General features: G+C 71.8%; 14 protein-coding genes. 5 read left to right on the forward strand and 9 right to left on the reverse strand.

All coding sequences use genetic code 11. The annotated features are described in order from the left end of the window. Positions 1 to 50: 50 nt before the first annotated feature. A complete protein-coding gene (locus WMF43_RS37150) occupies positions 51 to 974 on the forward strand; it encodes an alpha/beta fold hydrolase (RefSeq protein WP_437672130.1) in 924 nt (307 codons plus the stop codon). A gap of 77 nt (positions 975 to 1051) precedes the next feature. Here WMF43_RS37150 and WMF43_RS37155 read toward each other — a convergent pair whose 3' ends face one another. Then, positions 1052 to 1387, reverse strand: coding sequence for a hypothetical protein (locus tag WMF43_RS37155; protein ID WP_437672131.1), 336 nt, complete (start codon positions 1385 to 1387; stop codon positions 1052 to 1054). Next, positions 1384 to 1767: a phage holin family protein gene (locus tag WMF43_RS37160; RefSeq protein WP_437672133.1), complete on the reverse strand. Its 384-nt coding sequence runs from the start codon at positions 1765 to 1767 to the stop codon at positions 1384 to 1386. Before WMF43_RS37160 ends, WMF43_RS37155 begins: the two co-directional genes overlap by 4 nt. Before the next feature lie 419 nt (positions 1768 to 2186). Between WMF43_RS37160 and cynS the strand changes: the two genes are divergently transcribed. From cynS to WMF43_RS37175, 3 genes are all read left to right on the forward strand, one after another. After that, on the forward strand, positions 2187 to 2630 hold the full coding sequence (gene cynS / locus WMF43_RS37165; RefSeq protein ID WP_437672135.1) for a cyanase: 444 nt from the start codon (positions 2187 to 2189) through the stop codon (positions 2628 to 2630). Between the two features lie 25 nt (positions 2631 to 2655). Next, positions 2656 to 3753, forward strand: coding sequence for an ABC transporter substrate-binding protein (locus tag WMF43_RS37170; RefSeq protein ID WP_437672137.1), 1098 nt, complete (start codon positions 2656 to 2658; stop codon positions 3751 to 3753). Between the two features lie 110 nt (positions 3754 to 3863). Beyond that, positions 3864 to 4931 (forward strand): ABC transporter permease, encoded by a 1068-nt coding sequence (locus WMF43_RS37175; protein WP_437684165.1) that lies wholly within the window; start codon positions 3864 to 3866, stop codon positions 4929 to 4931. Positions 4932 to 4953: 22 nt separating this feature from the next. Here the strand turns inward: WMF43_RS37175 and WMF43_RS37180 are convergent, their stop codons facing one another. Then, positions 4954 to 5511: a hypothetical protein gene (locus WMF43_RS37180; protein ID WP_437672139.1), complete on the reverse strand. Its 558-nt coding sequence runs from the start codon at positions 5509 to 5511 to the stop codon at positions 4954 to 4956. Positions 5512 to 5619: 108 nt separating this feature from the next. Beyond that, positions 5620 to 6168, reverse strand: a complete 549-nt coding sequence (locus WMF43_RS37185) for a hypothetical protein (protein WP_437672141.1) — start codon at positions 6166 to 6168, stop codon at positions 5620 to 5622. Between the two features lie 434 nt (positions 6169 to 6602). On the opposite strand from WMF43_RS37185, the gene WMF43_RS37190 reads away from it, so the two are divergent. After that, positions 6603 to 7445 (forward strand): hypothetical protein, encoded by an 843-nt coding sequence (locus tag WMF43_RS37190; RefSeq protein ID WP_437672143.1) that lies wholly within the window; start codon positions 6603 to 6605, stop codon positions 7443 to 7445. 164 nt (positions 7446 to 7609) lie between these two features. Here the strand turns inward: WMF43_RS37190 and WMF43_RS37195 are convergent, their stop codons facing one another. The 5 genes from WMF43_RS37195 to smpB form a co-directional block, all read right to left on the reverse strand. After that, the gene (locus tag WMF43_RS37195; RefSeq protein WP_437672145.1) at positions 7610 to 10399 is read right to left on the reverse strand and encodes a valine--tRNA ligase; all 2790 of its coding nucleotides are present in this window, start codon (positions 10397 to 10399) and stop codon (positions 7610 to 7612) included. Between the two features lie 140 nt (positions 10400 to 10539). Beyond that, positions 10540 to 11937, reverse strand: a complete 1398-nt coding sequence (locus WMF43_RS37200; protein ID WP_437672147.1) for a hypothetical protein — start codon at positions 11935 to 11937, stop codon at positions 10540 to 10542. 168 nt (positions 11938 to 12105) lie between these two features. After that, positions 12106 to 12777, reverse strand: coding sequence for an ester cyclase (locus tag WMF43_RS37205; RefSeq protein ID WP_437672149.1), 672 nt, complete (start codon positions 12775 to 12777; stop codon positions 12106 to 12108). Positions 12778 to 13136: 359 nt separating this feature from the next. Then, positions 13137 to 13676 carry a DUF1993 domain-containing protein gene (locus WMF43_RS37210; protein ID WP_437672150.1) on the reverse strand — a complete coding sequence of 180 codons (540 nt, stop codon included), beginning with the start codon at positions 13674 to 13676 and terminating at the stop codon, positions 13137 to 13139. Positions 13677 to 13911: 235 nt separating this feature from the next. Beyond that, the gene (smpB, locus tag WMF43_RS37215; RefSeq protein WP_437672152.1) at positions 13912 to 14400 is read right to left on the reverse strand and encodes an SsrA-binding protein SmpB; all 489 of its coding nucleotides are present in this window, start codon (positions 14398 to 14400) and stop codon (positions 13912 to 13914) included. Positions 14401 to 14428 lie beyond the last annotated feature (28 nt).

A 14428-nucleotide genomic window follows, 5' to 3' on the forward strand; every position in this document is an offset into this window, starting at 1 on the left:
GTCGTGGCTCAACTTCACGTCACGACGTGTGACGAGGAAGGAGAACCGCGATGAGGGAGCAGAACATCGACAGGCAGGCGGCACCGGTGGAGGTGGACGGCGGCCCGGCGGCGACGCCGGGGCAGTCGTCGGCGCAGGAGGCGCGACGCAAGCCGCGGCCCGCCTCGGGTCCGTTCGTCGAGGCGCAGGACGGCGCACGCCTGTTCCACCGCGACTGGGGCGCGGGCAAGCCCGTGCTGTTCCTCTCTGGATGGGCGCTGAGCAGCGAGATGTGGGGTTATTCGATGACCGACCTCGTCGACCACGGCCTGCGCTGCGTCGCTTATGACCGGCGCGGCCATGGCCGCTCGAGTGATCCGGGGCGGGGGTACGATTACGACACGCTCGCCGACGACCTCGCGGCCGTGCTGGAGCAGCTCGATCTGCGGGAGGTCACGCTGGTGGGGCACTCGATGAGCGGCGGTGAGATCGCGCGTTACCTCTCGCGCCATGGCGGAGGCCGGATCGCCCGCGCGGTGTTCCTGGCGCCGACCACGCCGATGCTCCTCCGGGCGGCGGACAACCCGGTCGGCCTCGACCGGGGCCTGTTCGAGCAGGCGCGCGCGGCGATGCGCGCGGATTACCCGGGGTGGCTGGCCGACAACGCGCCGCCGTTCTTCGTGGACGACACGCCGCCCGCGGTGAGGGGCTGGGTGCAGCACCTCATGCTCCAGTGCTCGATGAAGGCGCTGCTCGATTGCAACCGCGCCTCGGTGGAGGCGGACTTCCGGGACGATCTGCGCCGGATCGCGGTCCCGACCCTCGTCCTCCACGGCGACCGCGACGTGTCGGCGCCGCTCGCGCTCACCGGCGAGAGGACGGCGGCGCTCATCCCGGGCAGCCGCCTGGTCGTGTACGAGGGCGCGCCGCATGGGCTGTTCATCACCCATCGCGAGCGCCTCAGCCGCGACCTGCTCGCCTTCGCGCAAGGCTGAGCGAGGAGATCTCGCCCGGGCGGGGCGCGCGACGCCGGGGTCAGGTCCCTGCCCCGGTCGACCCGGGTCGGGTCGCGCTAGCGCCGCAGCGTCTTGTAGAACATGTAGCCGAAGCCGAGCGTGAGCAAGGCGAGGGCGGCGCCGCCGAGCGTGACGTACGGCAGGATCTTGGCCCGCGCTTGCCGCCCCATCTCGTTGACGCGCATCACGAGATCCTCGCGGACCGCGTCGGCCCTCCGCTCGAGGCGCTCGCGCTCCGGCGAGTCCTTCGCCTCGCTGTCCCTGACCATGGGCGTCGCGCCGCCGGGGTGCTCGGTTATCCGATCGAGCTCTTCCAGGCTCGCGCGGACGTTGGAGCGGAGCAGGGCGGCGCGCTGCTCCAGGTCATCGATGCTGTTTGTGTTCGTGCTCATGCGATCTCTTCCTTCAGCGTGTTGGCCTGGGCCTCGGCGTGCTCCTTGGTGGCGTCGAGCGGCGGCTCCCTCGGGATGCTCCGGTAGCCGACCAGCCCGGCGATGCCCGCCGTGACGAGCAAGACGGCCGCGATGACGAGCGCCGGCGCCGGCCCGCCGATCGCGAGCACCGCCGCGACGAGGAGCATCGCGATCATCAGGATCGCGGCGACGAGGGCGACGCCGAACGCGATCGCCGCGCTCTTGAGCTTGAAGGCGTCTCGCTTGGTCTCGTTCTTCGCGAGCGCGATCTCGATCTTGATCAGCTCCTGCGTGTCCTGGATGGCGCCTTTGACGAGATCGACGAGCCCGCTCTCCTCGGGTTGATTGTGGTTCGCCATGGGTTCCTCGCGTGTGACGGATCGGTCGGGCAACGCTCCCTCCGGCGTCTCGCCGGCGGGTTCAGCTGGTCGTCCGGGCTGGTCAGCTCCGTCGACGCCAGTCGTAGGAGCTCCAACTGCATCGATCGGACCAGGCAAAACGTAGGCCCGAGGGCCTGGCTGAGCGGACTACCAGGGCATCTGAGACAAGAGGGCAGCATCCATCGCGCCACATGTGGCGAGCCTGCGCGTGCGGAGAAAGGCAATTCACCGGGCTCCTCCGCGAGCGCCGCGCCGCGCCGCGCCGCGCCGCGCCGCCGCCCAGCGCCACGGCGCGGTGCGGCACGGGGCGCTGCCGGCGTCGGCAGGGGGTCAGGTGAGCTGCCAAGTTCACGCGCCGGAGAGCTCCACGAAACGCGACCCCCGGTACGGTGGCGCGCATGACGCGCATGGAGCTGGTCGAGCAGATCGTTGCAGCAAAGATCGAGCGCAAGCTCACCTGGAAGCAGCTGGCGGAGGCGGTCGGGCGGAGTGAGGTGTGGACCACCTCGGCGCTGCTCGGCCAGCAGAGCATGAGCGCCGACGAGGCCGCCGCCGCCGGCCGCCTCCTCGGCCTCGGCCCGGAGGCGGTGCTCCTCCTCCAGGTGCCGCCGTCCAAGGGCGCCCTCGGGCCGACGCCGCCCACCGACCCGCTGATCTACCGCTTCCACGAGATCGTGCAGGTCTACGGCGCCACGCTCAAGGAGCTGATCCACGAGAAGATGGGCGACGGGATCATGAGCGCCATCGACTTCGAGATGACCATCGACAAGGTCCCCGACCCGAAGGGCGACCGCGTGAAGGTGGTCATGCACGGCAAGTTCCTGCCCTACCGCAAATGGTAGCGGCCACCGGATGAAAGGTCGCGCCATGACGTGGCTCGTTCGGCTCATCGGATTCCTCTCGCTGCTCCTGCTCGGGACGTCGTGCGGGAGGTCGTCGGGCCCCGAGGCGGGGCCCTCCAAGGACGAGGCGCCCGGCGCCGCCGCGGCCACGACGGCCGGCGCGGCCGCGGGCGCGCTCCCCGCCGCGAAGCCCGCCGGCGCGCCGCTGCGCATCGCGTACAGCGACTGGCCGGGCTGGGTCGCCTGGGAGATCGCCCTCCAGAAGGGGTGGTTCAAGGAAGCCGGCGTGGAGGTCGACTTCAAGTGGTTCGAGTACGTGCCCTCCATGGAGGCCTACTCGGCCGGCAAGGTCGACGCGGTGTGCGTCACGAACGGCGACGCGCTCGTCACCGGCGGCAGCGGCGCGCCGGGCGTGGGCGTCGTCGTCAACGACTACAGCAATGGCAACGACATGGTGGTGGCGAGGCCCGGAATCACCCGCGTCGCCGAGCTCAAGGGCAAGAAGGTCGGCGTCGAGGTCGGGTTCGTCAGCCACCTCCTGCTCCTGCACGCGCTCAAGTCCGCCGGGCTCGCCGAGAAGGACATCCAGATCGTCAACGTGCCGACGGACCAGACGCCCCAGACGCTGAAGTCGGGCAGCGTCGACGCCATCGTCGCCTGGCAGCCGAGCAGCGGGCAGGCGCTGCGCGAGCTCCCCGGGTCGACCGCCATCTTCACGAGCGCCGACGTGCCGGGCATCATCTACGACCTCCTCGTCGTCAACCCGAAGAGCCTCGCCGAGCGCCGCGCCGACTGGGTGAAGGTGGTCAAGGTGTGGGACCGGATCGCCAGGTTCCTGCTCGACGAGAGGAACCGCGACGAGGCCGCGCGCATCATGAGCGCGCGCGTCGGGCTCACCCCGGAGCAGTACACGCCGCTGCTCAAGGGGACGTTCTTCCTCGACCTCGCGGGCGGCATGAGGCACCTCGCGAAGGGGGAAGGCCTCACGTCGGTCTACGGATCGAGCAAGCTCGTCGACGAGTTCAACGTCAACCACAACATCTACAAGGCGCCGTTGAAGGTCGAGGACTACCTGGATCCCAGCCTCACCGCCGAGGCCGTCAAGGCAGGTCAGGCGCCGTGAGCGCGGCGCCCCTCCGCTCGCCCGCGCCGCGGGCCGCGGCGCGCGCGGCGGACGAGGCTGCCCCGCGCGCCCGGCAGGCTCGCCCGCGCCGCGCGCCGGGCCTCTTCGCGGTGCAGGCGCCGATCAGCCGGAGAGCGGGCCTCCGCCTCGGCGTGCTCGCCTTCGCGCTGCCGCTCGCCGTCTGGTGCGTCATCAGCTACGTGCCGTTCGTCTGGCACCCGCTCGTGCACGTCTCCCACCCGGGCGACACCGCCGTGCCCGGCGCTTATGCCTACATCGCCGAGGGCCAGCTCGTCGATCGCGAGGTGTTCGAGCAGCGCAACGTCGAGCTCGCGCGGGCCGGGAAGCGGCTCGCGGAGGGGGAGCGCGCCAATCCGATCTTCCTCCCGGCGCCCCACGAGGTCGGCCGCGCCTTCTACTCCGCCTTCACCACCCCTCCGCAGCGCACGGGCGACTACTGGCTGCACGAGAGCCTGCTCCAGAGCTGCAAGATCATCTTCTGGGGCTTCTTCTACGCCGCGCTCGTCGGCGTCCCGCTCGGTGTCCTGTGCGGGGCGTTCGCGCTGTTCTCGCGGCTCGTCGAGCCGTTCGTCGACTTCGTGCGGTACATGCCGGCGCCCGTGTTCGGGGCCCTCGCCGTCGCCGTGCTGGGGCTCGGGGACGCGCCCAAGATCACCATCGTCTTCATCGGCGTCTTCTTCCAGATGGTGCTCGTCGTCGCGAACACGGTGCGCTCCGTCGATCCGGCCCTGCTCCACGCCGCGCAGACCCTCGGCGCCCGGCCCCACCAGCTCGTCGCCCACGTCGTGATCCCGGCGGCGCTGCCGGCGCTCTTCCGCGACCTGCGCATCCTGCTCGGCTGCGCCTGGACGTACCTCGTGGTCGCCGAGCTGATCGGCGAGAAATCGGGGCTGAGCGCGTTCCTCTACCAGCAGCAGCGCTACCGGCACTTCGACAACGTGTACGCCGGAATCGCGATGATCGGCCTCATCGGCTTCGCGACCGATCAGCTGCTCGCCCTGCTCGGGCGGCTCCTGTTCCCGTGGGAGACGGGGAGCACCACGCTCGCCCGCTGGCTGCGCGGCCTGCGCCGGCTGCTCCCCGCGCGCGGCCGCCTCGCCGCCGACCCTACCCCGTTCCGGGAAAGCCTCGACGAGCCGCCCTCGGCCGCGGCGTAGGCCGCCCTCGCTCGAGGCGCCCTCACTCTTGCTCGCCCGGCGCGCCGGGATCGCAGTCGAACAGCACCCGTGTCCGGTACACGGACGCCGGGTCCTCCGGCGGCGGCATCAGGACCGTCTTGCCGCACTCCGCGCTGTAACGAGCGTGCAGGATGGCAGGCGCGTCGCTCGTTGCGTCGGTGTAGCTGGTCCACTCGAGGGTCGCGGCGCACGACCGGGTGCGGCAGTCGACCTCGACGATCTTGAAGCGCGTACGGTCCTTCAGCCCGAAGAGCGCCTCGCCGAGCGCAGCGCCGGTGCGGCTGGCCCAGCCGGGCTCCACGGGGGCGAGGTCGTGGTCCGCGAGGGCACCCCGGAAGCGCTCGAGCACGCGCGCCGCGTCCTCCGGGCTGCCGGCGGGCTGCGCCGGCCCGAGAGCCCCGGGCGCGGGCCGCGCCGCGTCGACCAGGCTCGCCCGAGGCTCCGGCGCGCGCTCGGACCCCCTCGCCTCCGCGAACAGGAGGGAGGATCCGGCCCCTGCGGCGACGCCCGCGAGGACGGGCAGAGCGATGCGAAACACGGCGAACGTTCGGCTGATCATGGGCGCTGTTCCTCCGGGCGAGAAGGTGGGCTCGGGTCGTCCTGCCGGGATGGCGCGCTTCACCTCGCCGCGTGTGCCGCCGCGAGGTGAAGCGCGCCGAGGGCCGCCTCAGGGTTGGTTGTCCATGTAGAAGCCGGTCAAGCTGCTCACGCCGTTGGTCGGGACGTAGTTGCCCTGTCCGGGCAGCGTGACGTGGAGATAGGCGAAGTCGCCGCCGTTCGTCCGCAGCGCGCCGAGCTCGGAGGCCGAGCTCAGGTGAAGCGCGAAGTTCCCGACCTGCGGGTGGCTCGTGCTCTTGGTCGCGCCGCACGCGCCGCCGACCCAGCTATACCACGACACGCAGGCCGCGACGGAGACCTCGTCGTTCGAGTGCCCGTCGGTCCCGTGGACGTTCAGGTGCGTGATCGTCTCGTGGGGGAGCCGATCGTCGTTGTCCATGGGGCAGTAGAGGTCGCGGTACCCCCAGTTGAGGCCCCCTGTCATGTTGCCGAGCCCGCGGGAGTAGCCGTCGAAGTCGACGCCGCCCTCCGTGTAGCAGCTGAACGCGGACACGCGCTTGATCGCCGCGTCGGCGTCGGCGCTCGAGGTGACGACGAACGTGGAGAGGGCGGCGACGGCGCAGAGAGAGAGGCTGTGGACGAGCGAGCGAAGCGTCATGATGAATGTCCTCCGGTCCTGATGTGCGGGCCGCCGAGCGGCGCCGCGTTGAACGGCTGCACCGCCCCAGTGCACGGCCCGGACCAGCCGCCGGAGACGCGATTTCCGCGGGAGCCTCCCGCGGCGTGCGACGCGCGGAGGGCACCGCGACGCGCCTCGCCCCGCCGGGGTGCCCCTCGCCCGTCGCACCCCGGAACACGCCTCGCGCCCGCGGCCCCGCGCCGCCTCGAGCAGCGCCCGCACGCGCATTGTATCGCACATCGATACGATCGCGTCTTGAAAATCGCGACGATGCGACACGGGAGGATCCCGCCTGCTCCTCCGTAGTACGGGGTGATGGCGTTCCTGGACGGACGTCGGAACATCCACCCAAAGGCCCCTCCGGCCGGGCTCCCGAGATGCCCCGGCGCGGCGAGGCAGGAGATATCATTGCGATGAAGAAGACATGGATTTGTGCGGTCGCGCTGGGGCTCTTCGGCGCGCTTTCGGGTGTTGGCTGCGGCGAAGCTCAGGATCCCGGCGCGTCGGGGGGCGGCGACGTGGAGCCGGTCGCGCTCGACGCGCTGGCGGGCGAGTTCGCGGACGTGTACTGCGAGCGGATCTTCAGGTGCTGCGATGCGGCCGAGCAGGCGCAGCTCTTCGAGCTCTTGAGCCCCAAGCCCGAGACCCAGGAGGAGTGCTCGGCCGAGCTCTCTCTCCTCCTGTCGCTGTTCTCCCGCCAGCAGAAGGAGTCCGTCGACGCGGGCCGGCAGACCTACGACGGCGAAAAGGCCGCGCGTTGCCTTGCTGAAATGGAGGGCACCTGCGAAGGCGGCCTCGGCGGCGACGACAATCCGTTCGATGCGACCCCCGAGTGCTCCACCATCTTCGTGGGCAAGGTGGCCGATGGCGGCGCGTGCACCGATGACGACGATTGCAGCGGTGCGGGCTCGGCATGCACGGACGACGTCTGCACGCCGCCTCCGGCGGAGGGGGAGCCTTGCTCCTTCGGCGAAGGCTGCCAGGAGGGCCTGTCGTGTGAGTTCTCCGGCGACGGGATGCAGTGCGTCAAGCTCGGAAATAAACCCGGGGGGGAGGCGTGCACGGCCAGCTACGATTGCGCGAGCCGCGATTGCGACCTCATTCACGGCTGCGCGCCGCAGAAGGAGAACGGCGCGGAGTGCGGCTTCTCCGACGCGTGCAAGAGCGGGTACTGCGATGCGGAGACCTTCACCTGCGCGCCGGGCGGGCCGACGGACGAGCCGGCGGACGAGGGGCCGGTCTGCGACGGCAAGTGAACGTCGACGACGACACCTCGCCGAGCCACCTCGCCGAGGTGTCGTCGTCGCGCTCGCCGCGACGCCGCGCGCTCGCGTTCTTCAGCGTCGTGCAGGCGACGACGTCATCATGGATCGGGCTGATCGCGCCCGAGCAGCCCGATCCACGTCGATCCGCGCGCCGCTCAGTCGAGCTCGCCCGCGATCGCCCGCGCCTCCTCCAGCCCGGCGCGCTTCTGCCGCAGCGCCTCGACCTGCACGCGCGCCTCCGCGACCACCTCGGGAGGCGCCTTGTCCGCGAAGGACGGCAGCCCGAGCTTCTTCTCCAGCGCCGCGATGTCCTTCTCGGCCTTCTTGATCTCGCGCTCGACGCGCGCCGCCTCCTTCGACCCCTCGACCAGCCCGCGCAGCGCGACCAGCACGTCGACCCCGCCGGCCACGCTCATCACCGCGCCCCGCGGGCGCTCCGCCGACCGCGGCGCCACGGCCGCGTCGCCCGCCGTCTTCACGAGCGCGCGGATCGCCGCCCGCTCGGCCTCGAGCAGCCCCCGCACGGCGGCGTCGTCGCTCCGCAAGGTCAGCGGCACCTCGGCGCCGGGGTGCACCTCGTGCTCGCTCCGCACGGTGCGCGCGGCCCCGATCACCGCCTGCAGCACGCCCATGTCCCGCTCCGCCTCCGGGTCGCGCGCGGCCGTGGCCGCGTCCGGGAACCGCGCCAGCGCGAGCGACAGGGGGCTGCCCTCGGGGCGCGGCAGCCGCTGCCACAGCTCCTCCGTGATGAACGGGATGAACGGCTGGAGCAGCCGCATCGCGGCCTCGAGCACGTAGGCGAGCACGTCGCGCGTCTCGGCCGCGGCCTCGCTGCCCCGGTCCGCGAAGATCGGCTTCGTGAGCTCCAGGTACCAGTCGCAGAGCTCGCCCCAGAAGAAGTGGTACAGGCCGAGGCTCGCGTCGTCGAGCCGGAACTCGTCGATGCCGGCCCGGGTCGCCTCCACCACCGCGGCGAGCCGCGAGAGGATCCAGCGGTTCGTCAGCAGCGTCGCCCGGGGCGGCGCGGCCGAGATCCGCGCGCCCTCGAGGTACGGCAGCGCGTACCGCGTGGCGTTCCAGATCTTGTTGCAGAAGTTGCGGTTGCCCTCGATCTTCTTCGGCGAGAGCGGGATGCGCTTCGCCTGCGGCGAGTACGTGGCCAGCGTGAACCGGAGCGCGTCGGCGCCGTAGGCCGCGAATCCCGCGCCCATCTGCGCGGCCGAGGGGTACGCCTTCTTGAACTTCTTGAGCGACTCCTCGATGGGCGCGCCCGGCAGCGCCTTCTGCACCACCTGCTCGAAGCCGGCCCCGTGGATGAGATCCAGCGGGTCGATGACGTTCCCCTTCACCTTGCTCATCTTGTCGCCGGTCTCGTCGACCACGAGGCCGTGCAGCAGGATGCGGCGGAAGGGGGGCTGCCCCATGAAATGGATGCCCATCATCATCATGCGGGCGACCCAGAAGAACAGGATGTCGTAGCCCGTCTCCAGGTCGCTCGCCGGGTAGAACTTGCGCAGCGCGGGCGTGTCCTCGGGCCAGCCGAGCGTCGAGAAGGGCCAGAGGGCGGACGAGAACCACGTGTCGAGCACGTCCTCGTCCTGCCGGAGCCCGGACGCGCCGCACGCCTCGCACGCGGGCGGGGACTCGTCGGTCGTGACCGTGATGTGCGCGCACGATCCGCAGAAGAAGGCCGGGATCCGGTGGCCCCACCAGAGCTGGCGGGAGATGCACCAGTCGAGGATGTTCGACATCCAGTGGTCGTACGTCTTCGCCCACTCCTCGGGGATGATCTTGGTCCTGCCCTCGCGGACGGCGGCGAGCGCGGGCTCGGCGAGCGGGGCCATCTTCACGAACCACTGGGTCGAGATCATCGGCTCGACCACGCTGCCGTTGCGCTCGCTCCGGGGCAGCACGAGCTGGTGCGGCTTCGCGCCGCGGGCGAGGCCCTTCTCCTCGAGGGCGCGCTTCACCGCCTTGCGCGCGGCGAAGCGGTCCATGCCGGCGAAGCTCCCGCCCTCGGCGTTGATGGTGCCGTCGTGGTTCAGGATGGAGATGAGCTCGAGGTTGTGGCGCTTGCCGGTGGCGAAGTCGTTGAAGTCGTGCGCCGGGGTGACCTTGACCGCGCCGGTGCCGAAGCTCGGGTCGACGAGCTCGGCGTCGGTGATGATCGGGATGAGCCGGTCGACGAACGGGTGCCGGACGCGCTTTCCGTGCAGCGCCTTGTAGCGCGGGTCGTCCGGGTGCACCGCGACGGCGGTGTCGCCGAGCATCGTCTCGGGGCGCGTGGTGGCGACGACGATCTCGCCGCCGCCGTCCTCCAGGGGATAAGCGAACTCGAAGATCTCGCCGTTCGTGGGCTCGTTCTCGACCTCGAGGTTGGAGAGCACCGTGCGCGCCTCGCAGTCCCAGTAGATGAGGCGGGTGTCGCGGTAGATGAGGCCCTCGCGGTAGAGGCGCACGAACGCCTCCCGGACGGCGCGCGACAGGTCGGGGTCCATCGTGAACTTCGAGCGGCGCCAGTCGGCGCTCACGCCGAGCACGCGCTGCTGCTCGAGGATCCGGTCGCCGCTCTGCCGGCGCCACGTCCACACGCGCTCGATGAACCTCTCGCGGCCGAGCTCGTGGCGGCTCGTCCCCTCGCGCTGGAGCAGGCGCTCGACCACGGTCTGCGTGGCGATGCCGGCGTGGTCGGTGCCGGGCTGCCAGAGCGCGTTGTAGCCGCTCATCCGGTGGTAACGCGTGAGGATGTCCTCGATCGTGCAGAAGAGCGCGTGCCCCATGTGCAGCGACCCGGTGACGTTCGGCGGCGGCATGGGGAGCACGTAGGCCGGGCGCGTGTCGGCCGGGTCGTCGCTGGCGGCGAAGACGCCGTGCTCGAGCCAGTAGGTGTACCAGCGGGGCTCGACGTCCTTGGGGTCGTAGGCTTTGGCGAGATCGTTGCTCATAGGGCGCGGGATACGTCGGGGTCGTGGGTGGCGGACGGGCGGGCCCGCCCGCGCCGGGGGCCGAGGGTCGGCCCGCGCGATTGCTACACCGCGCGACCGCGGAGATCGAGCGCGGCGCGCTCCGGATCGGTCCGGCGGCCTCAGCGCGCGAGGAGCTGCCACGCCGCCGCGGCGAGCGGGGCCGCCGTGAGCACGGCGACGGCCAGCGCCAGCGCGTCGAGCGCCGCGAGCTCCCCGCGGCCGTCGGCGAGCAACGCCGCCTTCTCGCCCGGGATCACCTCGCCCGGGCCGAGCGGCGCCGGCGCCTCGCCGCGGTAGACGCCGCCCGACGCGCCGGGCGAGGCGCCGCCGCGCGCCGCCGCGGGAGCCTGCCCCAGGACCAGCACCGGCCCCGGCTCGAGCCGCAGCTCGGGCGCCGCGCGCACGGCCGGCTCGCCGCCGTCGAAGGTGATCCACCCGTCGTTGCCGAGCGCCCCGGGCGCCCCCGCGGCCACACGCCCGAGCTGCGCCGCCGCGCGCCGCCGCCGGCGCAGGAGCAGCGCCGCGAGCAACGCCCCGCCGCCCGCGCCCACCATCACGCCGTAGGGCGGGCTCAGGCGGTCGCGCACGCTGCGCACCTGGACGCCGCCGGGCGTCAGCGCCGGGCCCCGGAACGCGACGACATCCGCGCCGACGGCCACCCAGAGATCATGCGCCTCGTCCCGCTTGACGACGAGCGGGCCGGACCGCCTCACCGCGCTGCGGTCCTTGAACCGGCCGTGGTGCCAGGGCGCCGTCTGCGCGTCGGGGCGGATCAGGGCGAACGTGCACACGGGGCCTTCGCAGCGGCGCTCCACGTCGAAGCCGAGGCCCTCGACGGGGTCGCGGTACACCTGCGTCGTCGCGCCCCACGGCTCCCAAGCGAGCTCCGGCGGGACCTCGGAGACGGGCACCCCCGCGACCCGCGGCACCGTCGCCGCCACCGGCAGCGACGCGAGGTAGCCCTCGGGGAGGGGGTAACGCGCCGCGCGGGCGGCGGACCAGGCGAGCAGCGCCGCGGACAGCGCGAGCGCGCCCAGCGAGAGCCAGCGCACCGCGGCGGCCACCGCGGGCCGCCCCCAGGCGACGAACAGCGCCATCCACCAGCCCAGCGTGCCGCTCAGCGCGAACGCGACCGGCGCCGCCAGGGCCAGCACCGCGCCGTCCGGCTCCCAGGACATCTTCCCGGGCGCGGGTATGATCCAGTCGTCCAGCGCGCGCGCCGAGACGAGCCAGAGCAGCGGGGCGACCGCGAGGCTCGCCAGCGCGGCGGCGCCCCCCGCGCGCGGCACGCCCGCCGCGGCGGCGCGGCGGCAGACCGCCGCCACGGTCGCGACCTGCACCCACGCCATGAGCGCGGCGAGCGGCAACGTCTGGCCGGTGACGAGCCAGAGCACGCCGGCGACGACCGGCGCCGCGAGGGCGACCAGGCCGGCTGCCATGCCGAAGCCGAGGAAACGCGCGGGGGACGCGCACAAGTGAGGGCTGAACGGGAGGTCGTCGCTCGAGGAAGAGGACATGACAGGACCGCTCCGCGCAATGGCCGGCGAGCGGAACGCGCCGGCTGGCCCGGAGATCGTAAAGGAACACGACGGCAGACGCGAGCGCGATCCCCCGTCGCCGGCACCGGGCAGACGTTCAGCTGACGCTGGATCTCCTCCTCGGCGGCGAGGGGCTCCTTGCGCGGGTCACCTCGCGGCGGCCTTGTGGACGGGGCAGCCGCCGGTGAGCTGGCCGAGGAACTGGCTGTTGTCGTAGAAATGCTCGACCTCGAGGATGCGCAGGTCGTCGGCCACACGCGCCACGCTGACGCCGAACATCTCGATGCGCTTGCCGGTGGGGGCGAAGCCCTTGTAGGGCCCGGTGAAGGAGCCCCAGTGGCGCCACTTGAACGAGACCACCGGCGGGGGCGAGTAGACCTCCAGCACCTCCCAAAAGAAGCCGCCCGGGAAGGCCTCGTGGAAGACGTCGTGAGAGGACTCGAAGGTCTCTCCCTGCGCGTCGTAGAAGACGCTCTCGCCGATCATGAGGTTATAACTGCCCTTCTCCGCGATGTCCTCGGCGTTGGCCCAGGGGCCGCCGTTCACGCGGGTGCGGAACCGCTCCGTCACCGTGCTGAGCCACTGCGCCGGATCCTGCTTGTGCGAGACCTCCATCTCGAAGACCCGGACCAGATCCTCGACGACGGCCTCCAGCGAGCCGGCCGCGTGCTGGCAGGAGCGCTCCTTCGGGATCGTCTCGTTGGAGAGGTGGTAGTCCGGCGGGGCGCCCTTGCGCCACGCCACGCCCTCGCCGCGGGCGACCACGGCGTCCCGGCCCTGCAGGTACAGCGGCTGCTCCGTCGCGCTCTCGTTGCTCATTCCTTGGCTCTCCTGAGGTGGCGTTGCCACCCTGTAGGGAGGACGAGGCCGCGGGACCTCACGCACCTCACGAGAGGCAAACGCCCCGCCCAGAACACAATGGACCAGGACTCTCTCGCGGTGTCCAGGGGTGGCAAATCACGACGTGGGCACCCCCGGGCGGGCGCCGGCGGCGGGACCTCGTTGCACGAGCGCGCGCGCTCAGCACCGGGGCATGCCGGCTCCCCGCGCGCGTCCAGCAGCTCCCGGCGGTCACGGCGGCGGGGCACGACCGGATCGCAGGATCACGTCGACGAACCGTGGAGAGCTCGCCCCGGCCGACCCGTCCCTCGCGCCGCGCGCCGCACGCCGAAGGCGGTCTACTCCTGCGTTCCTCCGCCCCCTCGCTTGCGGATCGCGCTGGCGAGACCGGCCACGTAGTCCGGCTTGCCGAGCTCGACCCCGTTGTGGCGAAGGATGTCGTACGCCGTGACCAGGTGAAAATAGAACTGCGGGATTGCCCAATCCTTCAGGAAGGCGAGCCCCTTGAGCTCCAGCACCAGATCGTCGCGCAGCGGGACGGAGATCTCCCGGTCCTCCGCGCCCTCGAACGCGGCCGCGGGCGCCGCCTCGAGGCGAGCGATCGCCCTCGTGATCCGCTCCTTCAGCGCCTCCAGCGTCTCCTCGCCGGCGTCGGGGCGCGGCGCGTCCTGGCCCATCAGGCGCGCCGCGCAGTCCTCGGCGCCGTGACAGACGAACTGCACCTGCCTGAAGAGCGGGAACATGTCCGGCGCGAGGCGCGCGTTCACGAGCACGGCGGGATCAAAGCCCTTCGCGCGCGCGTGCGCCTCCCCTTTGGCCAGGATGCCGAGCAGGTTGCGCAGCATCATCACGAACGACTCGACCGCCATCGCATGCATCGGAATTTTCACGAGACCCTCCAGGAGCAGGGGGGCGTCTCCGCACCTGCGTGGAGCCGCCCTGAGCGACGATGACTAGCTCAGAACCGCGTCCACCGCGAGCCTCCGCGACAGGCCACCCGGCGGAGCCTACGTTCGCTGCGCGCCGCAACCACGGCTCTATCTGGTCTTCGGTCTGCCCGGCGGCCACCTCCAACGGGCGGATAAGCTGTTGGCCTGACGTCGCCCCGGAGCGTCAGGCGCGTCCGTACCGTCGCTGTCCGTGCACCACCACGGCGCGCGCCTCGCGCTCGGCGTCTTGCGCCTTGATGGCCTCGCGCTTGTCGTAGATCTTCTTCCCCCTCGCCAGCGCGATCTCCACCTTGGCGAGACCGCTCTTGAAGTAGAGCCGGGTAGCGACGGCGGTCATCCCCTCGCGGTCGATCGAGAGGTCGATGCGCTGGATCTCGCGCCGGTGGAGGAGGAGCTTGCGCGCGCCCTTCGGCAAGTGGCCGAAGGCGGCGTCGGCCATCGCGGCGATGCTCACGCCGTGCAAGAACACCTCGCCCCGAAGGACCGTGCAGAACGAGTCGGTCAAGTCGGCCTTGCCGGCGCGGAGCATCTTCACCTCGCTCCCCTTGAGGACGATCCCCGCCTCGAACCGGTCGCCAAGGTCGTAGTCGAAGCCCGCGCGCTTGTTGCGCGCGATGAGCGTCTCGCCCGGCCTGGCCCTTTCCTTCGGCACGTGTGGATCTTAGCACGACGCGCGCGCG

The organism is Sorangium sp. So ce131 (assembly GCF_051519095.1).
GTDB lineage: Bacteria > Myxococcota_A > Polyangia > Polyangiales > Polyangiaceae > Sorangium.

Coding starts and splice junctions, on each gene's coding strand:
- WMF43_RS37170 (WP_437672137.1), top strand. CDS start 2,656: ATGACGTGGCTCGTTCGGCTCATCGGATTCCTCTCGCTGCTCCTGCTC.
- WMF43_RS37195 (WP_437672145.1), bottom strand. CDS start 10,399: ATGAGCAACGATCTCGCCAAAGCCTACGACCCCAAGGACGTCGAGCCC.
- WMF43_RS37185 (WP_437672141.1), bottom strand. CDS start 6,168: ATGACGCTTCGCTCGCTCGTCCACAGCCTCTCTCTCTGCGCCGTCGCC.
- WMF43_RS37160 (WP_437672133.1), bottom strand. CDS start 1,767: ATGGCGAACCACAATCAACCCGAGGAGAGCGGGCTCGTCGATCTCGTC.
- WMF43_RS37205 (WP_437672149.1), bottom strand. CDS start 12,777: ATGAGCAACGAGAGCGCGACGGAGCAGCCGCTGTACCTGCAGGGCCGG.
- WMF43_RS37200 (WP_437672147.1), bottom strand. CDS start 11,937: ATGTCCTCTTCCTCGAGCGACGACCTCCCGTTCAGCCCTCACTTGTGC.
- WMF43_RS37155 (WP_437672131.1), bottom strand. CDS start 1,387: ATGAGCACGAACACAAACAGCATCGATGACCTGGAGCAGCGCGCCGCC.
- cynS (WP_437672135.1), top strand. CDS start 2,187: ATGACGCGCATGGAGCTGGTCGAGCAGATCGTTGCAGCAAAGATCGAG.
- WMF43_RS37210 (WP_437672150.1), bottom strand. CDS start 13,676: ATGCATGCGATGGCGGTCGAGTCGTTCGTGATGATGCTGCGCAACCTG.
- WMF43_RS37190 (WP_437672143.1), top strand. CDS start 6,603: ATGAAGAAGACATGGATTTGTGCGGTCGCGCTGGGGCTCTTCGGCGCG.
- WMF43_RS37150 (WP_437672130.1), top strand. CDS start 51: ATGAGGGAGCAGAACATCGACAGGCAGGCGGCACCGGTGGAGGTGGAC.
- WMF43_RS37180 (WP_437672139.1), bottom strand. CDS start 5,511: ATGATCAGCCGAACGTTCGCCGTGTTTCGCATCGCTCTGCCCGTCCTC.